Consider the following 20,579-nt stretch of genomic DNA (forward strand, 5'->3'; position numbering starts at 1 on the left):
CTTAAAGAGGTTTTAGGATAGTGAACTAGACAGCGAATGGTCTGTTCATTCGCATTAAACCGTAAATAGCAAAGAACAACCCGCCTGTAATAACCATTAGAATCGTGTAAAGTACAGCCTTACCAGTTTCACCACACCAGCGATAGAATAGGCGATATGTGAAATACAATGTAAAGCCCACCATACCTATAGATGCGAGTAAACCGATAACTGGTATAAACGAAACGATAAACAAGCCTGCATAAATAAGGGTATTTTTTAGAGCTGTTGCACGAATCGATTCTCGATTATCTCCACCGGCAGTCAGTAGGAAAAGGCTGTATACATTAATGATAGGAATCCAAGCAATATAGGCTACATCTCCAAAACCATTTGTTTTAGATGTCATAAAATAAATGAGTGCACTAATAATGTAGGCGATTAGCCCAAGAACTAGAGATGCTAAAATTACGATAATAAATAAGCCTCCCATGGCTGCATCCAAATCAGAGTTATAATAATTATAGTCCATCAGAAAAACCTCCCTTCTTAAGAAAATACCTCCTAATGATACCAATCCTATTATGTTTAATCTACAACCATTTATATGTAATTTTTAGTAGAAACGGCACAAATGTACTAGAAAGAAATTTTTTATTCATTCTTTTATGATGATTTTTTGAGTAATGAATGAAAGAAATGCAAAAAATATCCTTGGGAAAATGAATATGCTAGTTTAGGAGAATCATTTTTAAAGTTTTTCACCTTGTACTGCTTACAAACATTACTATCCTATGTTTGTAGTGGTATCTGACATGCCATTTTATTCAGAAAAAAGTCACCTTCCCATATAGAAAGGTGACAACAATTTTACATGTATTACATGAATTTGGCGATATGCTCTAGCTCAATACGTGAAGAATTATAGGCAGGGGCTGCTGCTTTACCAATCGCAATTAAAATAACGGGTACGATATGATCGGCTAATTCAAAATGTTTGGTGAAGGCTTCTTTATTGAAGCCGCCCATTGGTACTGTATCATAGCCCATGTCTTTTGCTAAAAGCATGATCTGCATGGAAATGAGTCCAGCATCAAATGTAACGATATTCTTTAAAACCTCCTGAGGAAGCTGAGAATATAAGTTCATTGAATTATTAATCATTAAATCCTTTGTTGCTTCATTAATATAACCAAGATCGAAATTTTTTGTAAAGATCGATTCAGCATTTTCGTACATTTTTGTATCGCCTAGGACAGCAATAACAGCTGAGGAAGTTTCCACTTGCTCTTGATTGTTAGCAATGGCACGCAACTCTTTTTTCATTGCCTCATCTTGAATGACTATAAAGCGCCATGGCTGTAAGTTACTTGAAGATGGTGCAGAAGTGGCTTCTACTAGTAGTTCCTCTAGTTGTTCTTGAGGAATTTTATAATTTTCGTCGTATTTACGAACAGATTTACGGTCATGCATAACTTTATTTAAATTGCTTTTTGTCACTGTCATTTATTTTGACTCCTTCATTATAAGATGCGTTTTTACTATACGATAAATGATTTCAAATTCCAAGTAAATTGCTCGAATTAAAGAGTCTTGAATATAGGATTTTCGATGAGGTGGTGATCGCCTAAATGTCATGACGCATCAAGCTCAAAATTTGCAAGAAGCAACAACTGTATTTTTCATGCTTTTGATAGAATCTATCTTTGGTCTTAGAAAATATGTATTGGAACGAAGGACGGCGAATCCTGTGGGAAAAGTGGTAGTTGAGGTCGTGGATAGAGGGGATATTTTCTGATGGGAGGGATGTAGCTCGAAACTGTCCAGCCGTAGTGATAATCGCTAAAAAAGACTATAGATCCACTCAACTTTTTTGAGCTTGTCTACAGTCTGAAGGGCAACCCTCACTATCTTAATTTAAATGCCTCCCATTCTATATGGCTAGTAGGAGCGGACGATTTGAAGTGCTTCATCATTTTTTCGGGTCCACATAGATAAATACTTGTATGAGCTGGTATGGTCAGCTGGTCAAAAGAAAGTCTGTCCACCTGAGATGTATCTATAAAAGTGACCGTAAATTGCTCATTGGATTGCGCATAGTCCAGTAAAAAATCTTTATAAACAATATTATCTACACCATGAAAGGAATAATATAAATCGATTTTCTTAGTTGGCTTTGTTTGCAAATAGGCGATAAATGGCGTAATGCCAATGCCCCCAGCAATCCAAAGTTGTTGATTGGCTCCTTTGGCAAAGTCAAGATGACCAAAAGGACCATCAATGGCAACAGGGGTATCCACTTGTATTTCATTGTAGACCTGCTTTGTAAAATCGCCGACAGCTTTGATTGTCACCCTAATTGTTATTCCATCCCCACCAGAAATAGAGAAGGGGTGTGGTGCTTTTTCAATGCCTTCCTGAAAGATTTTTAGAAAGAGAAATTGTCCAGGGCGGTAATGAAGTTTTTTCGTGAGGGTTAGCTCTAATTCGATAACATGGGCATTCAATTTTTGAATGTTGGAAATAGTTCCGTTATACGGGAAGAACATATCTTGATACATGGTCATCATATACAGGGCAGACATAAATCCAATGGTTGTCGTAAGAGCTGTGAAAATACCTAATGCTGAAGGCTGTAATAAATCATATTCGCTCGAAAAATAAGTATGGTAAATGCCCAATGTATAAGGAAGCAGCAATAAGCGGTGTAGCCAACGCCAATGCTCATATTTTAAAAATTTTGCTAGGAATGCGAGGGCGATCAGAATAATAAAGCCATATTGTGCGAACTCACCAAGCTCTTTCGCCCATTCACGAAAAGATGTTTGTGGCAGATCTTCATCGGGAACCATTTTTTGCAATTGTCCATGGATAATGATGAACGCAAGTGAAAGCATGGCCAAAACTTTATGATAAAAATTTAGGCGCTCTAGCCCATGGAACCAGCGCTCTAATATTTTCATTCTTGTAGAGAAAAGAAACACAAGGAAGAGTCCTGTAATCGCTAAGCCTCCAATAATATGGGCAAGCTTGTTCAGTGGATGAATGGGTGTCAGCGGTGTAGCAAAATACCAAAGGCATGCGCTACTTCCCATCGCCAATATAATAAGTAGTAGTCCTCTATACGCTTTCATAAATAACCTCCATTCTTATTTTTAACCATATATTTTATGGCTATACAATTATTGGATGAAAATATTTTAGATCGTACGTTCGGAATGTATGTTCCCTTTTGGGCATATGTATGTTACATTAAGAAGGTTCGCAAAATGCGTAAGAAGGGTGGAAGTAATTTATGCAAGGGAATACCCATATTGTTGGGGGCATTACAGCAAGTCTAGCCTTTGCACAAATTTCTAATGATAATCCGCTTGTTTTGGTAGGGGCAGGCGTTATCGGTGCATTACTTCCAGATATTTGCCATGGTGGTAGCAAAATCGGAAGGAAGCTTCCCATCATTTCAAAAATGGTTAATTCGTTGTTTGGACATCGTTCCTTTACACATAGTTTACTGTTTTTATTTTTGATGGGGATGCTACTACATACATTTATACCGTATAAATCCATTACAATAGGTATTTTATTAGGGATGGCAAGTCATGTTTTACTGGATATGGGGACCAAAAAGGGTGTTAAACTATTTTTCCCAGTATCCATTTCGGTGCGTCTACCACTTACTACAAAAACAGGTAGTAAAGTTGAAAAAGTAGTGTTTACATTGCTAACAATGCTCTCAGTCTTTTTTAGCTATGAAATTATTGTGCAGCTTCTTGCTACTATTTAAGCAAAGAAACCCCTAAGAGTGTAAGATGCTCCCCATTAGGTAGGCAGACAAAAACATCTGTTTATCTATGGGGAGTATTTTTTTGTAAGCTGCTTTGTTTTTTTTGTGAGTTGAAGCTTTGAAAGTATGCTAAAACAATGGGGGATTGTCCATAATTTTTATGAAGGTTTTTCATTAAAAAATATCTGAAACTAGCGATTGACCTTTGCGTAACGCAAACCTTTATAATAAGTGCTGCTCAAAAAGGAACCCCTGTACGAGAAAATTCTCATGCAGGGGTTTTATAGGTTGTGCATCTTATTGGGTTATGCTAGAAATGCAGGCCACTCATCAGTCAGCCTGTACCTCTTCGACCGTTTGTTCAACCTCTGTTCGTGTAATTTTTTCACGACCATCTTGCATGGCTTTCAATGTTTTATGCGCTAATGCAAGTGGTAATCGACAAAATAATAATACGGTGCGTTTATTAATATCTTTCATATAAAGATCAGCTTTTGCGAGATTTTCCTCTGCATAAGCAAATAAGTCCTCGCGTGTCCAGCCGTCAGGAACGAAACTTACGCCACGCTCATCCATATCCTCATGCTGATTGCGTAAAATATTGACAGCCTGGAGACCTCGACCATAGCCAATTGCTAAATCTCGATCTGTTTGAATGTCTGCACCCCACGCCCAAAGCTCAGACAGCATTGTCCCAACAAGCCCTGCTACGTAGTATGTATAATCATCTAAATCCTCGCGTGTATGCACCTGCCAATTAGCTTTAGACCACTTCGCCATACCAAAGGCCATTTCACTTGTAGAGGCTTGGACAATTTTTCGTGATTCCTCAGGGCAGAATGTTAGCCAATCTGCTAAGCGGAGGGTTACCTCAGGTAACTGTGCCGCATAAGGCGCTAACAATTCTTGATATGACTCATCATTAAATGTGTCCTTTAAAAGGTCACTAGTTGCTGATAATAAATCAAACTTTACATCATTGGAAAGCTGTTCATGATCTTCTATTTCATCAATGGCGCGCATTGCTAAATAGGCAGCTGCTACCGATACCTTTAAATCATTTTTTAAGAAAGTGATAGGTATATAAAAAGTGCGACTTGTGTCTTTTAAAACTTGCATCGCCTCTTTATAAAGTCTTTTTTGATCTTTCACTTGTATTCCTCCGTTCAAATGGTTCCACATCTATAGTATATCGTATCGTAAAAATGGGGAAAGATAAAACAGATTGTTCATGATTATGGAGATATTCTTTGAAAACGGTTACTAAAAATGATATAGTTTAATAGTAAACTATTTAGACATATACTTTTATTGTGGTCTAAAAGTGTCGGTTTATACTAGTACGACAGACAAATTTCAAGTGAGAGGAAGTATAAAGTAATGGGACGTTTAAATAATAAAATCGCAATGATTACAGGTGGAGCATCTGGAATGGGGGCAGCGATGGCAAAATTGTTTGCACAAGAAGGGGCTACAGTCATTGCAGCGGATATTAACGAGGAGAACCTAGCGAAAATTTCAGAGCTAGAAAATGTAGAGGGTATGAAATTAGATGTTTCTTCTGACGAAAACTGGGCAGAAGTGACAAAAGCGATTGTCGAAAAATATGGCCGTATTGATATTTTAATTAACAATGCTGGTATTTCTTCCGAAAAAGGTCCAGATGAAATTACACAAGCGGACTGGACAATCATGCATAATATCAATGCTTTTGGTCCATTCCTTGGCATAAAATATGCAGCTAAATATATGAAGGAAGCAGGAAAGGGCTCAATCGTTAATACATCATCTTACACGGCGATTATTGGTGCAGGCTTCAATGCATATACGGCATCTAAAGGTTCTTTACGTGCGATCGCTCGTGCAGCAGCTTCCGAGCTTGGTGCTTTCAATGTCCGTGTCAATACGGTATTCCCAGGTGTTATTGAAACACCGATGACAGCAAAATTATCGGAAGCAAAAGAAGCTATGGATATGTTAGTAAAAACTACGCCAATGGGACGTCTTGGTCAACCAGAAGAAGTGGCGAATGCAATCTTATTTTTAGCATCCGATGAAGCCTCTTATATTACAGGTGCTGAGTTAGTTATTGATGGTGGTTATTCAGCTCGTTAATTAATAGTAAAGGATAAGAAAGTGGAAATGCCTGTGTTCAAGCAGTGCATTTTCACTTTTTTTGTTTTTTTAGTAGAATGATGTTAAAGTATTATAATTCGTCAAGATCCCGCTGTTGATTAGAAAAATTTTGATAATTTTCGTGTTTTTTTCATGATTGTTTATGAAGTTATTGCACAATCATTTCAACAGCGTTAAAGTTTAGAAAGGGCGAAAATGTCATTACAAGATTTGGGGGACTGTACGAAGCATTATGGTTTCGTATAATAACTAGTTAGTCAGGATTTTGGCACACAAAAAACTCCTTGCAAAATCCTTGACACCAATGAAGGCATGAAACTTAAATAGTTGCCTGACTACTAGCGTAATGGTCATTAGGTAGATGAGATTACGTAATAAACACAAAGGAGAATAGTATGCCAAAGGCTATAGGTATTGATGCAGGTGGCACATTGACAAAGGTTGCTTATTTAGATGAAGACAATGAACTTATTCTAACAACCTTCCCGTCAAATGATTTGCTGTCTGTGAAAAATTGGATTATTGATCATCCAGATATTGAGGATATTGGTGTGACGGGGGGACGTACAGAACAATTACTTGATGTCATTAAAACGATGAAATCGATTCATTATATAGTAGAATTTGAAGCTACATTAAAAGGTGTTCGTTTTTTATTAAATAAAGAAGGCTACTTGTTTGAACGTAGTATGATTACTAATATCGGAACAGGAACTTCTATACATTATATGGAAGATAATACACATATACGCGTTGGTGGGACAGGCGTTGGTGGCGGTACATTAATAGGATTGTCAGCGCTTACAACAGGCATTACAGACTATAATGAAATTCGTGAAATGGCTGCTAACGGTAATCGAGAAAGTATCGATTTATTGGTCAAGGACATTTACCAAGGAATGGACACACCGATTGATGGTCATTTAACTGCTAGTAATTTTGGTAAAGTGGGCATTACACAATCATTGAAGCATCCTGCTGAGGATATTATTGCCACTGTACAGGGACTCGTTGGCGAAGTGATTACAACATTAAGTATTCAATATGCCGAGGAAAAAAATACACAGCATATCGTCTATATTGGATCGACTCTCAGCAATAATGAGCATCTTACCCGCGTAATTGCCAATTATACACGCACGAAAAAGCATACACCTGTCTTTATTAATGATCATGGCTTTTCTGGAGCTGTGGGAGCATTATTGAATATAACGGAATATACAATTGTTTAAAGACAGATAAGAATGAACATGACTAACGGGAGTTAGTGGTGTTCATTTTTTTTTTTACAAAAATGCCCGAAAAAAAGACCTCATATAAACGGTAGTACATGAGCAAATTATAGGTAGGAGGTGATATCTGTGGGCAACCGAAATAATAAAAACAGCAAAAAAACAATGAATGCCAGAACGCATAATCCTTTTGGCACCTACAAAAGCAAAGACCTCGATAGAAGTAATAGTAATAATAACAACCCGAATGACAACTTGAATGAGGAGTTCGCGGCAGAATTTGATGCGAAGGCCAAAAATAAAAACAATAAAACGAATCATGATAAAAATCAACAATCCAATAAAAAAAGCTAATTATTATTTGGAGGTGTAAGCAATGGCGAAGAAAAGAAAAACAAGCTTTAAAAAGAAAAAGAAAGAGGATACACATAAAAAGAATGATCGGGAAGAATACTCAGCAGAGTTCAACCAAGTCATTCATAATAATCCTCAACAGCCAAAACAATAAACACTTCAGCTCCATAAGTAAAAGCTTGTGGAGCTCTTATTTTTTACTTGGTTCATCATTCTATACCGTCTAATGAGGAGGGTTTTCTGTGAAAAAAGTGTATGTAATGCTTGGACTTCTGTTTGCCGTGCCATTACATATCCCTGAGATGGTTTTGGCACAGCAAGAAACACCTGCCTATGCGAAGTGGGGAAAGATGGCGGTAGAAGAAGTGAAGGGGAAGTATCCTCATGCCAAGATTGTGGATTATTTACATGAGGGCAAGGAAGTACATGGGGCGTCAACCATTGAAAAATTTAAGCTTTGGCTGAAGCAACCTGACAAAGAATTTGGAGTTCATGTAAGAATTAGCTATCTTACCTCAACGCAAGAAGTAGAAAAAATTGAATTACAGGAAAGCCAGTCATAAAAAAGGGGATGCCTATGTTTAGGCATCCTCAATGCTTATCCCTCTAATTTTTGAATAAATTCACGCATAAGCCCTGGTAAATCTGGCCACGCATGTCCGCTTATTAAGTTTCCATCTGTGTGAAGATTGGCATCAATGTAAGTGGCTCCTGCTATTTGGACTTCAGGCTTGCAGGCAATATAGGCTGTTAGTTCGCGCCCTTTTAGTATATCGGGGATGGTTGCAAAAATTTGTGCTGCGTGACAAACAGCGGCAATCGGTTTATTGGTTTCAAAGAAATGGCTAACAAGTGTTGGTACATGCTCATTTAAACGAATATATTCTGGCGCCCTACCACCTGGAATTATTAATCCATCAAATTGTGATGGATCAATATCTGCAAAAGAAGCATGTGCCTCTAAGCCATAGGCAGGACGTTCAATATACGTATCGACGCCCTCTACAAAGTCATGTAAGACAGTTTGTAATTTCTTTGCGGATGGTGCAGCAATTGTGACATCAAAACCTGCCTCAAGACAACGATAATAAGGATAAAAAATCTCTAAAGCTTCTACTGCATCTCCTGCTAGTATTAAAACCTTTTTCCCCATGATTCCATCTCCTTTTCATTGTGAATCTCCTTGCTTAATTCGACATATGCAAAAAATTTCCTGCAAACATAGAACGACCTTTGCCAAATTAGTTACTTTACAAAGAAAAAAATGAAGCGTATAGTTTATTTAGCTAGGTAAATAATTTTAGGAGGTAGACCAGATGAATCCAATATTCCATGCTTTATTCCAAAAAAGCCGGTATTTAACGAACTGCTTAAATGAAGTTTTGAAGCAGCATCATTTATATAGCTCACAGTGGACCATTTTATATTGTTTACATAAAAACGGGCCTATGACCTTAACGCAAATATGGAAATATTTAAATGTAGAGGCACCAAGCATTACAAGAGCTATCACACGATTAGAAACTTTAGGCTGGGTGGAACGATTAGACGGGGAGGATAAGCGTGAAAAAATTGTAACCTTAACTGCACAGGCCAATGAGCGCTTACCAGCCATTACAGAAACGATTTTAGCGTTTGAGGAAGAAATGGTAGGATCACTGACGGCTGAGGAACAGCAGCAGTTTATGATATTACTGGAAAAAATGAAAGGTTGATTGACATGCAGCAAGAGGAAAATACACAAATATGGACAAAGCGGTTCATTAGTCTCTTTTTAACAAATATCTCAGTCTTTTTTGTTTTCTATGGGCTAGTTACGACTTTGCCGCTTTATGCCATCGGTGAACTACACCAAACGGATAAGGAAGCTGGCTTATTATTGTCAGGTTTTTTACTTTCAGCGATTATTGTGCGTCCATTTTCAGGTAAATTATTAGATGTGTTTGGAAAGAAAAAATTGCTAGTGCTATCCATAGCCGGCTATTTTATTTGTACTGTTTTATATTTATTCATACATCCATTTGGACTTTTACTTGGTCTTCGTTTTATTCAGGGGATTTTCTTTAGTATTATTACAACAGCCGCAGGATCATTAGCTGCAGATATTGTACCAGCTAAGCGAAAAGGGGCAGGCTTAGGTTATTTCACGATGTCTACCAATCTAGCTGTTGTCATTGGGCCATTTATCGGCCTCTTATTAATTCAATATAGCACTTTTAACGTGTTATTTATTATCATGAGTATTTGTATATTAGCTGGGGGCATTTTAGCATTAACGGTTAATACCGACGATTTACCGCAGCCAACACATAAAGGGAAATTAACGTTCACCTTCCACGATTTATTTGAGCGTAAGGCTTTGCCCGTTGCAGCCATCGCTAGTTTAGTAGCATTTTCCTATGCAAGTGTTTTATCATTTTTATCGGTTTATGCACAGCAGAAAGATTTAATGGCGGTTGCCAGTCTTTTTTATGCCGTGTTTGCAGCAGCTATGTTAATTACACGTCCATATACAGGTAAACTTTATGATACAAAGGGGCCTCAATTTGTCATACTTCCTGGTATTATCTCTTTTGCTATCGGACTTATCATGTTAGCCTTCGTTGAAGGACCTATCTTATTTTTGAGTGCAGCTATTTTTGTAGGCTTTGGCTACGGAGCAGTAACAACTAGCTTACAAGCTTTAGCCGTTCAATCAACAGCCATCCAACGAAGCGGTTACGCAACAGCAACCTATTTCACGATGTTTGATCTTGGAATTGCCCTAGGTTCTTATGTATTAGGAATGGTAGCCGTACAGGCAGGGTATGCTTCTGTTTACTTATCAGGAGCCGGATTATTAGGAGTGGTCTTTATCATTTATCTCCTACGTCTTGCAAAGATAAAGCCGAAAAAAGTAGTGAATATATAGTAAAACAGTTGGGACACACCCAACTGTTTTTTGCTTTTATTATAAACGACCATAGCCAACGAAATGTTTTTTCCAATAGGCGTTATTTATATTAGCAATAGTAACGCCCCCATTACTAGCATTGATCATTTGATTATTGCCAATATAGATGCCGGCATGAGAAATTCCTGCTTTATATGTATTAGCAAAAAACACGATATCTCCGACTTGAGGTGAACTTACTTTTTTAGCGGACTGATAAAATCCAGCTGCCGTTTTACGTGGTGTTGACTTACCAGCTTGATTAAGGACATAGGTGATATAGCCTGAGCAGTCAAAGCCTGTGCTCGGTTTTACCCCACCAAATGTATATTTGACACCTAATTGTTGCTTGGCGACCTGAAGTAATTTGGACGACGCGTTCGGTGTGGTAGACAGTTGTTGATGGATCGTTAATTTTTGTCCAACATAAATATTGGAAGACGATAAATGATTTAAGTTCATCAATGTTTGATAGGATACACCGTGATGATTGGCAATCTTCCATAAGGAATCACCAGATTGAACGGTATAGGTCGCAGCTGATGCTGATTCTACTGTTGAAAAAAGTACGGATGCGCTTAATGCCAATGCCGCTAATTTCATGCCCCATCTATACTTTTTACTGCTCTTCATGCTTTCTTTCCTCCTATAATGTTAAAATTTAATACGAAATTGATTTTAACATCATATTATTACAGTTAGATGTCAATAAAATAACAATACAAAGACTTTTTACAATGGGATGAACATGGTTTTTTTCTGATGATTTAGGGCTAGATGGGGGGAGACAATGACCTGCTGAAGTTTGATCTAATCGGAGAACAAATGGTTTAAATAAGAAGGGAGAAAACCAAATAACCAGATACTCAAATGAGTACCTGGTTTGATTTTATTCTAATCCTAATTGAGTTTTGTTCATTAATTTACCACCTTGAAACATTAACGAGGCATTGGCACCTAAGGATTTACCATTATAAGTATACATAACGATATCCCCTGATTCAGAAAGAACCGCACCTTCGCCACCAAGGATATCGAATACTTGTTCTTTTGTCATTCCATTTTCTAGCTTGTTAAATTGGTCAAGAGTAATTTGGATATCAGACGTTTCAACACCGAATTGTGCTTTATTGATTAACTTACCACCTTGGAACATCATTGTAGAAGATGACATGACGCCATCTGTTTCAAATTCGTACATAACAGTGTGGTGAGGTTCACCAGCTGAGCCTGTTTCAGACATAATATTGCCCTCGGCACCAACAATTTTTACAACTTCTTCGTATGTCATGCCATCTTTAATTTGTTTGAATTTTTCTTCTGTCAATTTACCTTCTTCTTTTGCAGCTGGTGCGGATGCTTCTAGTTTAGAATCATTTGTTGATTCATCCTTTGTAGCGGTCTCTCCACATCCAGCTAAGCCAAGACTTAATAATAGTGCCGTGCTAAAAATGAGTTTTTTCTTCATAATGAATTCCCCTTTAATTAAAAGTATTATTAAATTGTATCAATAATGGAAGGTATTGTCATTATGTAAAAAACAACCTATTTTTATCTAGCATATCAGGGTTAATTAATATTTTTCTTTAGGCACAATGGAGGTTTCAATTCCATTATTCCATGTTCTGAATAGCATGATGGCAAGACATAAAGCAATGATTACTGCACCCAATCCTACCCAATTCAAATTTAGGACGGAGGTATGGCTGATGACAAGCCCGCCTAATCCAGAGCCTAGCGCAAAACCAAATTGAATAAAGGACGTATTGATGCTTAGGGCAATATCTGGATTTCGAGGTACCAAGGTGACCAAAAATAACTGCTGAGCAGGGGAAATACTCCATGTTGCTAGCATCAATATCATGAGAACTAAGATCAACACAAAGAGATGGAAGCCCGCTAGCGTGAATAAAAGTAAGGTTACTCCCTGTAAGAACAGTCCGAAATAAATGGTGAATTTCGAACCTTTTGTATCTGCTAATTGTCCGCCCATTCTTGATCCCATGAAGCTACAAATTCCTGCTAGAAATAGAATGCCACTAATTTCAGTTATGGAAAGGGTGGATGTGGCTTGCAAGAAGGGCGTAATATACGTGAATAGAGTAGCGTATCCACCGATATAAAATATAGTAATAGCCAGGGCAGTGAGAATTTTTGGGTCTTTTAAAATAGAGAGCTGCATTCTAAGGGTAACAGTTTCTTCTTCTTTGATTGCTGGAACCCTTTTATAAACAGTTAGCCATGGGAGAATCGTTAATAAACCGATCAAAATAAACAAAACTCTCCATCCAAACATTTCACTAAAAAAGGTACCGATCGGAACACCAAGCACGAGTGAGCTACTTAGACCCATCAAAATAATCCCGATTGCACGGCCTCTTTTTTCTTCTTCAACTAGTCGTGTAGCTACTGCCATGGCTACCACTGTAGCAATTCCTCCGCTAACCCCTTGCATAATTCGTATCCACAGTGCTGCTTCATAAGCAGGACTTATAAACATTAGTACGTTGCTGACAATAAACACACCTATAGTTATAATGAGTAGCTTTTTACGGTCCATATTGATCGTGAGGGCGATTAGAATGGGCGCGATAATGGCCGCAGCGAGGGCAAATACTGTCACCAATAACCCAGCTTCCGAAACGGTTACTCCAAAGTCTACGGCAATCATTTCAATTACTCCTGTAATAATGTACTCAACAGTTCCGATAAGGAAAACAACAAATGCTAAAATATAGATAATCATATTATTTTTCAACACAATTCCCTCCGCCTTTTTAGTTTCTCTCTATAATGGGAATCTGTATTTCCATTAATTGCGCACCCTGTGAGGTAGGTAAATATATTTCCCTACCAGGTTCGTTTTCTTTAATCTGAAAGTTGTTTTTTTCAATCCATTTAGCTAAGTCTACACAGGCTGTACTAGCAAAATGAGAATCCGAGCGAAAGGTCAAGGTTGCCATCATCGGCTCAGAGGGAAGTGTTCGTAATTGAAATGTATCTGGATACGATGGAAGCTCCCGGCTTAAAAAATAACCGACTTCAAATTCGAACTCATCTTCTGGGTCCTCTATTTCTTTCCATAAAACGACCTGAGGACTTTGAGTCAATTGGCGAGTTTCCTTTAGTAATATGTGATTAAATGTCCGAAATAGATCCGGAATGTCTTCTTCTCTTCCGTGCGCCTTCAAAGAAAGGAACTGCTGGGTATCTTCAGCCTTGATCCTGATTTCTTGTACGGTTTCTACTTGCCCCTCACTTTCTAAAAGCTGCATACGTTCCTCAATCCGAGCAAGCTTGGCTTGTTCCATATCAATAATGCGTTGGATTTCACTTTTTTTTAGCTTAAACATCCCTTGAATATCCTTGAATGTAATATCCTCATGGAGCAAATGAATGATTTGTGGCAAAGTGAATCCTAATTCCTTATAAATAAAAATACGATTGATTTCAAGTAGCTGGTCTGCGGAATAGTAACGATAGCCAGTTTCATGATCCACCTTTCTTGGCTTTAATAGGCCGATTTGATCATAGTAGCGCAATGTTTTTAAGGATACTTTGCTTAGCCTAGAAAACACACTAATTTTAAACAAAATATCACCTCCAATCTCTATCATAATGGAAGTATATAGTTTCCCGTGCAGGGGAAAGTCAAGAGCAAAATAATTTTTATTCAAGCAGGAACATTTTTAGGTTTTGATCTATAAATTCAGAATCTGGCTCATGCTGTCCAATCCCTGCACAATGTCCCCATTTCGATTCGATAGGGAGGAAGCGGGCATTTGGCATATGTAGTGCATCATAGTTATTATCCTCTGGAGGAAAGAAAAGATCTGTACTTCCTGGCATGACCAATGCACGAGCTGTAATCTTGCTTAATGCCAGCTCGAAATCACCATCATACATCGCATTGGTACTAATATTCCCCGTAATGCCAGTACGTAGCATGGAGATCAGATCATTGGCATCAAAGCTTAAAAACACTTGATCCCAGTAATCTACGAGATATTCCTCCAGCGTTTCATAGCCTTCTTGCCGATAGAGCTGTTCTAAATAATAAGCCTGTGAGAAGCCCCAAGCTGCATAGACACGTCCCATGGCAGCCAATCCTACTTTAGGTTGCTCGGTGTAAAAACCATTTTTCCAGCTAGAATCAGCTTGAAGGGCAGCAATCATTCCTTCAAATACAACCTTGGCATGTGGTCTGGTCATGGCAGTCCCTCCGAATGGAGCGATTCGTTCGACCATATCAGGGTAGCTTGCTCCCCACTGAAAGGTTTGTACAGCCCCTAACGACCAACCAACGACGAGCGCTATTTTGGTAATACCAAACTTTTGAGTAACCAATTGATGCTGTAGTCGCACATTATCATAAATTGAAATGAGGGGGAAATTTGCTTGATGATAGGGTGCTGGTGTATTACTTGGAGAAGAGGATAATCCATTGCCAAGCATATTCGGTATGATGATAAAATACTTTTCTGGGTCCAGTGCCTTACCAGTTCCGATTAACCATTCATTATCGGTATGCAAGCCTGCAAACCATGTGGGATAAACAATGACATTATTCTTTTCTGCATTGAGTGTCCCGTATGTTTGATAGGCGAGAACTGCATTTGGCAGTATGTCACCTGATTGTAGCTGAATGTCTCCCAGTTCATAAAGTTCATAATCTCTCATGTGAAAAACTCCCTTTCGTAATTAAAGATGGATTAAATGGCCTTTCTTGTCATTACTCTACGAGAATGCTATTGTTAAGTCAAAGAAACGTTTTTGAATAAAATGTTCATTTTTTTTGAATTACGGGGTGAAATTTACTATGGAATTGCGTCAATTAAAGACCTTTTATACACTTGCTTCGACCCTCAGTTTTAGCCGTACTGCCGAAGTGCAAAACTATGTTCCATCAACGGTTACGATGCAAATGAAGGCATTAGAAGAAGAACTCGGTGTTAAGCTGGTGGATAGATTAGGGAAAAAAGTAATTCTGACCGATGCCGGTAGACGTTTTCTAGATTATGTAGTCCGTATATTGGATGAAATTGAAGAAGCAGAGCATGCCGTTAAGCAATCGGGCGAAATGACGGGGACGTTGGTCATTAGCGCAGATGAAACGTTGTGCACGTACCGCCTGCCTGCTGTTTTGCGTCTGTTTCGCTTACGTTATCCAGGAATTCGGCTCATATTTCGGCCGCTGTCTCATTCGAACTTGAAACAGAGTTTGCGAGAAGGGGACGCGGACATTATTTTTATGCTCGATGAGGACAAAAGCGAGATGGGGTTTTGCGGAGAAAAAATGCAGGATGAGCCCTTTTATATTTTGGTAGCTCCCGATCATCCTTTAGCTTCACGTACTGAATTGGACATTGAAGATTTTAATGGGGAGACCTTTTTGCTGACGGAAAAGGGGTGTTCCTATCGCACATTTTTTGAACGGAGTCTTTCACAAAAGGGTATGGGCGGAATTACCGAATTGGAATTTAACAGTGCTGAGGCCATTAAACAATGTGCGAAAATCGGAATGGGCATCGCGATCTTACCTGAAATGGCTGTGACAGCAGAATTGAGTAGGGGGGAGCTAGTCTCGTTGCCATGGGATATGACAGCCACATCGTTTGCCATCCAAATGTTTTGGCATGAAGAAAAGTGGATTTCGCCTGCCATCCATGCTTTTTTAAACTTGGCACGAGACAGCTTTGTGAATAATAAATAAAAAGGGAGAGCAGTTACGTCTGCTCGCCTTTTAGTTTAGGTTCTTTTGTAAAAATGCCTTTGTCCGTTCGTTTTGTGGGTTCGTAAAGAAGTTTTCCGGGTGGTCGGATTCGATAATTTGTCCATCATCCATAAAGACAACCTTATTGGCTACTTCTCGCGCAAAGCCCATTTCATGTGTAACGACAATCATCGTCATATGGTCTTCAGCTAAGCTTTTCATGACCTTTAATACTTCTCCTGTCAGCTCTGGATCTAAGGCAGACGTTGGCTCATCAAATAATAAAATTTGAGGGTTCATCATTAAAGCACGGGCAATTGCAACTCGTTGCTTTTGACCACCGGATAGATTAGCTGGATAGGCGTTTGCCTTCTCGGAAAGTCCAATTTTTTTCAATAAATCTAGACAACGGCTCGAAATGGCTTCAGCTGATTCTTGTTTTAATAAGCGAGGGGCCATTTCAAGGTTTTGCTGGACTGTTAAGTGGGGGAATAGGTTAAAATGTTGAAAGACCATCCCCATTTTAGCTGTCAGGTTTTTGATTTCCTGAGGCTTGGCATAAACGCCGTCCTGCACAAGATAATCACCATCTACTAAAATACTACCACCATCAATTTCTTCTAAATGAATTAAGCTTCGAAGCATTGTACTTTTACCAGATCCAGAGGGACCAATCACCGCAATGACATCGTTCTTCTCCACTGAAAATGAAATTTGTTTAAGAACCTCCACTTGATTGAAAGATTTCTTTAAGTTTGTTACTGCCATCAATGCCATATAGATCACCTCTATTCAAATATAAAACGTTTTTCTAGCCATTTAAAGAATACGGTCAAGATCAGCGTCATGATTAAATAAATAGCACCAGCAATAAAGAAAGGTACAATCGTAAAGTCACGATTGACGGCTGTTTGTGCAAAATGTAGCAATTCTGGAACAGCTACAGCATAGAGCAGGGCTGTGTCCTTAATTAGCGTAACCGATTCATTCGATAAAGCTGGTAATGCTACGCGAAACATTTGTGGCAAAATGACACGTGTTGTTGTTTGCCATTTTGATAAACCGAGTACTTGTGCTGCCTCATATTGTCCTTTATCGATGGCGAGTAAACCACCACGAAAAATTTCAGCAAAGTAGGCAGCGTAATTTAAAATAAAGCCAAGACATGCGGCTACAAAACGATCCAATACTAAATATTCACCGATTACTGGCAGCATAGGTAGACCAAAGCAAATTAATAATAATTGTAGTAATAGTGGCGTACCACGCATGATATAAATATACGTATGTGCAAGCCAAGAAAGTGGTTTAATACGACTTTTCACTGCGAGTGTTAGTAAAAAGCCAAATGGAATCGATATAAGAATGGCGATGAAAAACAGTATAACTGTCATTTTCGCGCCTTCTAGCATCGGCCATATCATAGTTTGCCAGTAATCTGCCATAGTGATGTCCCTCCAAAAAGAGTAAGAGTTTCGCAGAGGAAACTCTTACAATAAATATCCTGTCCTTATTTTAAAACTTTATCCTCACCGAACCATTTTGTTGAAATGTCAGCTGCTGTACCATCTTCATTCATTTTGTCTAATGCAGCTTGCAGTTTTTCCAATAATGCTTCGTTCCCTGGTTTTACACCAATACCGTATTGTTCGGGAGCAAGTGATTCCTCTAATAATTTAAATGTATCAGGCTCTTGTGTCATGTAATATTCTGCTACAACAGCATCAATTACGACGGCATCAACACGACCTGTTTTTAAGTCTGATAAAGCTAAAACGTTATCCGAGAATTCTGTAATGGTTTTCACTTCTTTATGGATAGGGTTACCATTTAATGCATCTGCAGCAGAAGAAAGAGATTGAATGCCTACTTCTTTGCCTGCTAAATCATTTAATTTAATAATCTTAGAATCTGCTTTTGTCATAACCACTTGAGAGTTTTCAAGATAAGGCTTTGTAAATAATACTTTTTCTTTGCGCTCATCTGTAATGGTATAACCGTTCCAAATTAAATCAATACGTCCACTGAGTAATTCAGCCTCTTTCGTTTTCCAGTCGATTGGTTGGAATTCAGCTTCTACGCCCATATGCTCAGCTGCCGCACGTGCTAAATCAATATCGAATCCCACGATTTCATTTTTATCATCACGGAAGCCCATTGGTGCAAATTTATCGTCAATACCAATAATGATGGTTTCTTGATCAGCTGAAGATTGGTCTTTCTCTGCTGATTTTTCTTTTGATGTGCCACATGCTGCTAAAACAATTACAGTTGTTAGCATCATAACTAAAGTGATTATACGTTTCATCCTTTATTTCCCCCTATATAAATCTATCGCTTTCGTTTGCTAAACTACTAATGTGTTAAAGGATATCACCGAGGCTAATGGATGTCAATATCGTTTTGGATTAATCAGAAAATTTTATGCATTTTATAGCTAATTTAGTATGATCTTTGTAAGAAAATTGATTTCATAAAAATAATGGAACAGGAGATAGTAAGTATCTGAATAGAAGGGGAAAGAAAAGGGACTGTTATAGTAAACAGTCCTGTGGCATGCATTGGTTAATGATTATTGTTTTGTATAGCTTTTCGTGCCAAGGCATCAGCAGCTTTGTTTTGAGAATCAGGCACCCATTTAATAAAAAATAAATCGAAGGTGTTGGCGAGCCATAATGCTTTTTCCAGAAAAGGTTTAAATTCCTCGTTTTTCACATATTCTTTTTCCATAGAAGCGACAACGATTTTAGAATCAGAGCGAACGGAAACAAGTGTAGAATTAAGCTTTTGTGCTTCCTCGAGTCCCCGGACTAAAGCAGTAAATTCAGCAATATGATTATTTGTTAGCCCGATATACTCACTAATTTGTATATGTTGACCCTCTCCTTTAATAAATATACCAATGCCACTTGGACCAGGGTTACCTGCACTAGCAGCATCTATATAAACCTCTAACATATCATCCCTACTTTACTATTTGACTTCCATATAATTGTACAACATGGATACGCTGTAAAACACCTATGTGCTAGTCGTGATGTGCTTGAAAAAAATTGCTGAAGTGGATAAACAAAATAGTTGCTTGTTCAAAATGAACGCTTCATAATAGTAGGAAGTGAATTTTGGACGTGAAAGGAGCGAGAGTTCACATGGATAAAGTGACGGTTATGAAGGATATAGACGAACTGCATGATACCTATTGCGCAGATTGCTTAGTCATTCAGCAATTACGTAAAGAACGTGGTAAACCAGGAGCTCATCGCTTCTGTATTGAAGCTTGTTCAATTGGAGAAAAGCTACAGTTTTTAGGTGAAGAGCTTTTGAAAGTTTACAGTAAATAAATAGGCACCGTTTAGAAAAAGCTACACTTATCAGCAAATGCTAATAAATGTAGCTTCTTTTTTAGGTTTTATTTTGTTTCGACATAGCTAGTTAAATCTTGGTAATACTTTGTAAGTGAAGAAGCGGAAATATCAAAAGTTGCGGCAATTTCTTTTACCGTCATAGAAAGAGATTCAAAGAGCTCTTTTTCCTGGCCATAACGAATTGCACCAGCAGCAATAGCCGCCTCTTTGCGCGCAGTAGGTTGTCCTTCTATTAAATAGTCCTCTAATAGCTCAAGTATTGGAGCTGTTTCACGATCATTTTGCTCCAAGAATTCTTTTACTTGTGTAAGGACTGTGCTTTCAAAATTAGTGAATTCTTCCCCTTTATAGCCGTTGGAGACAAGTAATTCCCAGAATGCAAGATGTTCTTCTTTTAAGAAAGCTCCAACCTTTTTCTCGGATGCTTCAAAGTTTTTCTTGAATTCTTCAAATACTTTTAAATGGTCCTCAGGGAAGAAAATCAATGTAGACACAGCTAAATAATGTGTCAATTTCTTCGTTCCATCCGGTAAAATAAAGGCAAAGACATGCATGCCTTCCGGAATTGGTTTATTATTTTCACGACGAATATAAAGCTCTTCATTTGTAAGTAAATGGCTAGCTTTAAAATATTTTTCCTCAACAACAGTTACCGTACCGATAAATAATGTAGGGTGAGACCAGTCTTCCAGTACTTTTACTGTAGAAGGTCTAACTGCTTTTTTCTTCGTTTTCTTTAAATAACTTTTCCAAATAGATGGCTCTTGATGGAAGAAAAAGTCGTCTAAAGCGATGGCTTCAATCAGCTCACGCTGTAGCACGCTCTCTAATTTAGGTTGCCATGTGCCTACATGCTCGATATAAGCACGAACATCTTTACGCTCAGGATACTCTAAGTAAAATGTTTGTAGCACACGCTCTAATTCTTCGATTTGTACTGTTTCCACTGTTACTTGTTGTTTACCTTCACAACATTTTTTATATTTTTTGCCGCTACCGCATGGGCATGGATCATTACGTTTTACCATAATTAGAACACTTCCTTTGACAATTGTTAATCGTATATTGCTAAATAATTTGCGTA

General features: G+C 38.2%; 25 protein-coding genes. 10 read left to right on the plus strand and 15 right to left on the minus strand.

Features of this window, described 5'->3' with window-relative positions; all coding sequences use genetic code 11:
• Nucleotides 1-25: 25 nt before the first annotated feature.
• From C9J29_RS06420 to C9J29_RS06430, 3 genes are all read right to left on the minus strand, one after another.
• On the minus strand, nt 26-511 hold the full coding sequence (locus tag C9J29_RS06420) for a hypothetical protein (protein ID WP_008181464.1): 486 nt from the start codon (nt 509-511) through the stop codon (nt 26-28).
• 347 nt (nt 512-858) lie between these two features.
• Nucleotides 859-1,485, minus strand: coding sequence for a nitroreductase family protein (locus C9J29_RS06425; protein WP_090001767.1), 627 nt, complete (start codon nt 1,483-1,485; stop codon nt 859-861).
• 401 nt (nt 1,486-1,886) lie between these two features.
• Nucleotides 1,887-3,113, minus strand: coding sequence for a ferredoxin reductase family protein (locus C9J29_RS06430; RefSeq protein ID WP_107921810.1), 1,227 nt, complete (start codon nt 3,111-3,113; stop codon nt 1,887-1,889).
• A 161-nt stretch (nt 3,114-3,274) separates the two neighbouring features.
• Here C9J29_RS06430 and C9J29_RS06435 point away from each other — a divergent pair, with 161 nt between their 5' ends.
• Entirely contained in the window at nt 3,275-3,763 is a 489-nt protein-coding gene (locus C9J29_RS06435) for a metal-dependent hydrolase (RefSeq protein ID WP_008181459.1), read from the plus strand.
• Between the two features lie 330 nt (nt 3,764-4,093).
• Here the strand turns inward: C9J29_RS06435 and C9J29_RS06440 are convergent, their stop codons facing one another.
• Nucleotides 4,094-4,915, minus strand: coding sequence for a squalene/phytoene synthase family protein (locus C9J29_RS06440; RefSeq protein WP_107921811.1), 822 nt, complete (start codon nt 4,913-4,915; stop codon nt 4,094-4,096).
• Nucleotides 4,916-5,143: 228 nt separating this feature from the next.
• On the opposite strand from C9J29_RS06440, the gene C9J29_RS06445 reads away from it, so the two are divergent.
• The 5 genes from C9J29_RS06445 to C9J29_RS06460 all read left to right on the plus strand — a co-directional run bounded on the left by C9J29_RS06445 (nt 5,144) and on the right by C9J29_RS06460 (nt 8,048).
• Nucleotides 5,144-5,878: an SDR family NAD(P)-dependent oxidoreductase gene (locus C9J29_RS06445; protein WP_107921812.1), complete on the plus strand. Its 735-nt coding sequence runs from the start codon at nt 5,144-5,146 to the stop codon at nt 5,876-5,878.
• A 416-nt stretch (nt 5,879-6,294) separates the two neighbouring features.
• Nucleotides 6,295-7,131: a type II pantothenate kinase gene (gene coaW / locus C9J29_RS06450; protein ID WP_089985063.1), complete on the plus strand. Its 837-nt coding sequence runs from the start codon at nt 6,295-6,297 to the stop codon at nt 7,129-7,131.
• 129 nt (nt 7,132-7,260) lie between these two features.
• Nucleotides 7,261-7,485 (plus strand): hypothetical protein, encoded by a 225-nt coding sequence (locus C9J29_RS06455; protein ID WP_025115069.1) that lies wholly within the window; start codon nt 7,261-7,263, stop codon nt 7,483-7,485.
• Nucleotides 7,486-7,507: 22 nt separating this feature from the next.
• Nucleotides 7,508-7,639 carry a hypothetical protein gene (locus C9J29_RS24915; RefSeq protein WP_004269370.1) on the plus strand — a complete coding sequence of 44 codons (132 nt, stop codon included), beginning with the start codon at nt 7,508-7,510 and terminating at the stop codon, nt 7,637-7,639.
• A gap of 88 nt (nt 7,640-7,727) precedes the next feature.
• A complete protein-coding gene (locus tag C9J29_RS06460) occupies nt 7,728-8,048 on the plus strand; it encodes a DUF3889 domain-containing protein (protein WP_008181862.1) in 321 nt (106 codons plus the stop codon).
• Between the two features lie 35 nt (nt 8,049-8,083).
• On the opposite strand, the gene C9J29_RS06465 is transcribed toward C9J29_RS06460, so the two are convergent.
• Entirely contained in the window at nt 8,084-8,638 is a 555-nt protein-coding gene (locus tag C9J29_RS06465; RefSeq protein WP_107921813.1) for a DJ-1/PfpI family protein, read from the minus strand.
• Nucleotides 8,639-8,801: 163 nt separating this feature from the next.
• Between C9J29_RS06465 and C9J29_RS06470 the strand changes: the two genes are divergently transcribed.
• Nucleotides 8,802-9,200, plus strand: coding sequence for a MarR family winged helix-turn-helix transcriptional regulator (locus C9J29_RS06470; protein WP_008181866.1), 399 nt, complete (start codon nt 8,802-8,804; stop codon nt 9,198-9,200).
• A gap of 5 nt (nt 9,201-9,205) precedes the next feature.
• Nucleotides 9,206-10,396, plus strand: a complete 1,191-nt coding sequence (locus C9J29_RS06475; RefSeq protein WP_107922006.1) for an MFS transporter — start codon at nt 9,206-9,208, stop codon at nt 10,394-10,396.
• A 39-nt stretch (nt 10,397-10,435) separates the two neighbouring features.
• Here the strand turns inward: C9J29_RS06475 and C9J29_RS06480 are convergent, their stop codons facing one another.
• From C9J29_RS06480 to C9J29_RS06500, 5 genes are all read right to left on the minus strand, one after another.
• Complete coding sequence (locus C9J29_RS06480) at nt 10,436-11,050, minus strand: C40 family peptidase (protein WP_090001773.1); 615 nt, start codon at nt 11,048-11,050, stop codon at nt 10,436-10,438.
• A 256-nt stretch (nt 11,051-11,306) separates the two neighbouring features.
• Nucleotides 11,307-11,885, minus strand: a complete 579-nt coding sequence (locus C9J29_RS06485; protein WP_107921814.1) for a DUF3862 domain-containing protein — start codon at nt 11,883-11,885, stop codon at nt 11,307-11,309.
• A 105-nt stretch (nt 11,886-11,990) separates the two neighbouring features.
• Nucleotides 11,991-13,175 carry an MFS transporter gene (locus C9J29_RS06490; RefSeq protein ID WP_107921815.1) on the minus strand — a complete coding sequence of 395 codons (1,185 nt, stop codon included), beginning with the start codon at nt 13,173-13,175 and terminating at the stop codon, nt 11,991-11,993.
• 19 nt (nt 13,176-13,194) lie between these two features.
• A complete protein-coding gene (locus C9J29_RS06495) occupies nt 13,195-14,010 on the minus strand; it encodes a MerR family transcriptional regulator (protein WP_107921816.1) in 816 nt (271 codons plus the stop codon).
• Nucleotides 14,011-14,086: 76 nt separating this feature from the next.
• Nucleotides 14,087-15,097 carry an alpha/beta fold hydrolase gene (locus C9J29_RS06500; protein WP_008181819.1) on the minus strand — a complete coding sequence of 337 codons (1,011 nt, stop codon included), beginning with the start codon at nt 15,095-15,097 and terminating at the stop codon, nt 14,087-14,089.
• A 139-nt stretch (nt 15,098-15,236) separates the two neighbouring features.
• On the opposite strand from C9J29_RS06500, the gene C9J29_RS06505 reads away from it, so the two are divergent.
• Nucleotides 15,237-16,130 (plus strand): LysR family transcriptional regulator, encoded by an 894-nt coding sequence (locus C9J29_RS06505; protein WP_107921817.1) that lies wholly within the window; start codon nt 15,237-15,239, stop codon nt 16,128-16,130.
• Nucleotides 16,131-16,160: 30 nt separating this feature from the next.
• Here the strand turns inward: C9J29_RS06505 and C9J29_RS06510 are convergent, their stop codons facing one another.
• The 4 genes from C9J29_RS06510 to C9J29_RS06525 form a co-directional block, all read right to left on the minus strand.
• Complete coding sequence (locus C9J29_RS06510; RefSeq protein ID WP_107921818.1) at nt 16,161-16,907, minus strand: amino acid ABC transporter ATP-binding protein; 747 nt, start codon at nt 16,905-16,907, stop codon at nt 16,161-16,163.
• A gap of 11 nt (nt 16,908-16,918) precedes the next feature.
• Nucleotides 16,919-17,575 (minus strand): amino acid ABC transporter permease, encoded by a 657-nt coding sequence (locus tag C9J29_RS06515; RefSeq protein WP_089985054.1) that lies wholly within the window; start codon nt 17,573-17,575, stop codon nt 16,919-16,921.
• 65 nt (nt 17,576-17,640) lie between these two features.
• The gene (locus tag C9J29_RS06520) at nt 17,641-18,438 is read right to left on the minus strand and encodes an amino acid ABC transporter substrate-binding protein (RefSeq protein ID WP_089985053.1); all 798 of its coding nucleotides are present in this window, start codon (nt 18,436-18,438) and stop codon (nt 17,641-17,643) included.
• Nucleotides 18,439-18,695: 257 nt separating this feature from the next.
• Complete coding sequence (locus C9J29_RS06525; protein WP_089985051.1) at nt 18,696-19,088, minus strand: ribonuclease HI family protein; 393 nt, start codon at nt 19,086-19,088, stop codon at nt 18,696-18,698.
• Between the two features lie 191 nt (nt 19,089-19,279).
• Here C9J29_RS06525 and C9J29_RS06530 point away from each other — a divergent pair, with 191 nt between their 5' ends.
• Nucleotides 19,280-19,471, plus strand: coding sequence for a zinc-finger domain-containing protein (locus C9J29_RS06530; protein ID WP_012293843.1), 192 nt, complete (start codon nt 19,280-19,282; stop codon nt 19,469-19,471).
• Nucleotides 19,472-19,539: 68 nt separating this feature from the next.
• On the opposite strand, the gene C9J29_RS06535 is transcribed toward C9J29_RS06530, so the two are convergent.
• On the minus strand, nt 19,540-20,523 hold the full coding sequence (locus tag C9J29_RS06535) for an SEC-C domain-containing protein (RefSeq protein ID WP_089985049.1): 984 nt from the start codon (nt 20,521-20,523) through the stop codon (nt 19,540-19,542).
• Nucleotides 20,524-20,579 lie beyond the last annotated feature (56 nt).

Source organism: Lysinibacillus fusiformis (assembly GCF_003049525.1).
Taxonomy (GTDB): Bacteria; Bacillota; Bacilli; order Bacillales_A; family Planococcaceae; genus Lysinibacillus; species Lysinibacillus fusiformis.

Bases quoted from the DNA above. Each gene is read 5' to 3' on its own strand.
- C9J29_RS06420 (WP_008181464.1), bottom strand. From the start codon at position 511: ATGGACTATAATTATTATAACTCTGATTTGGATGCAGCCATGGGAGGC.
- C9J29_RS06425 (WP_090001767.1), bottom strand. From the start codon at position 1,485: ATGACAGTGACAAAAAGCAATTTAAATAAAGTTATGCATGACCGTAAA.
- C9J29_RS06430 (WP_107921810.1), bottom strand. From the start codon at position 3,113: ATGAAAGCGTATAGAGGACTACTACTTATTATATTGGCGATGGGAAGT.
- C9J29_RS06435 (WP_008181459.1), top strand. From the start codon at position 3,275: ATGCAAGGGAATACCCATATTGTTGGGGGCATTACAGCAAGTCTAGCC.
- C9J29_RS06445 (WP_107921812.1), top strand. From the start codon at position 5,144: ATGGGACGTTTAAATAATAAAATCGCAATGATTACAGGTGGAGCATCT.
- coaW (WP_089985063.1), top strand. From the start codon at position 6,295: ATGCCAAAGGCTATAGGTATTGATGCAGGTGGCACATTGACAAAGGTT.
- C9J29_RS24915 (WP_004269370.1), top strand. From the start codon at position 7,508: ATGGCGAAGAAAAGAAAAACAAGCTTTAAAAAGAAAAAGAAAGAGGAT.
- C9J29_RS06465 (WP_107921813.1), bottom strand. From the start codon at position 8,638: ATGGGGAAAAAGGTTTTAATACTAGCAGGAGATGCAGTAGAAGCTTTA.
- C9J29_RS06470 (WP_008181866.1), top strand. From the start codon at position 8,802: ATGAATCCAATATTCCATGCTTTATTCCAAAAAAGCCGGTATTTAACG.
- C9J29_RS06475 (WP_107922006.1), top strand. From the start codon at position 9,206: ATGCAGCAAGAGGAAAATACACAAATATGGACAAAGCGGTTCATTAGT.
- C9J29_RS06480 (WP_090001773.1), bottom strand. From the start codon at position 11,050: ATGAAGAGCAGTAAAAAGTATAGATGGGGCATGAAATTAGCGGCATTG.
- C9J29_RS06485 (WP_107921814.1), bottom strand. From the start codon at position 11,885: ATGAAGAAAAAACTCATTTTTAGCACGGCACTATTATTAAGTCTTGGC.
- C9J29_RS06500 (WP_008181819.1), bottom strand. From the start codon at position 15,097: ATGAGAGATTATGAACTTTATGAACTGGGAGACATTCAGCTACAATCA.
- C9J29_RS06505 (WP_107921817.1), top strand. From the start codon at position 15,237: ATGGAATTGCGTCAATTAAAGACCTTTTATACACTTGCTTCGACCCTC.
- C9J29_RS06510 (WP_107921818.1), bottom strand. From the start codon at position 16,907: ATGGCATTGATGGCAGTAACAAACTTAAAGAAATCTTTCAATCAAGTG.
- C9J29_RS06515 (WP_089985054.1), bottom strand. From the start codon at position 17,575: ATGGCAGATTACTGGCAAACTATGATATGGCCGATGCTAGAAGGCGCG.
- C9J29_RS06520 (WP_089985053.1), bottom strand. From the start codon at position 18,438: ATGAAACGTATAATCACTTTAGTTATGATGCTAACAACTGTAATTGTT.
- C9J29_RS06525 (WP_089985051.1), bottom strand. From the start codon at position 19,088: ATGTTAGAGGTTTATATAGATGCTGCTAGTGCAGGTAACCCTGGTCCA.
- C9J29_RS06530 (WP_012293843.1), top strand. From the start codon at position 19,280: ATGGATAAAGTGACGGTTATGAAGGATATAGACGAACTGCATGATACC.
- C9J29_RS06535 (WP_089985049.1), bottom strand. From the start codon at position 20,523: ATGGTAAAACGTAATGATCCATGCCCATGCGGTAGCGGCAAAAAATAT.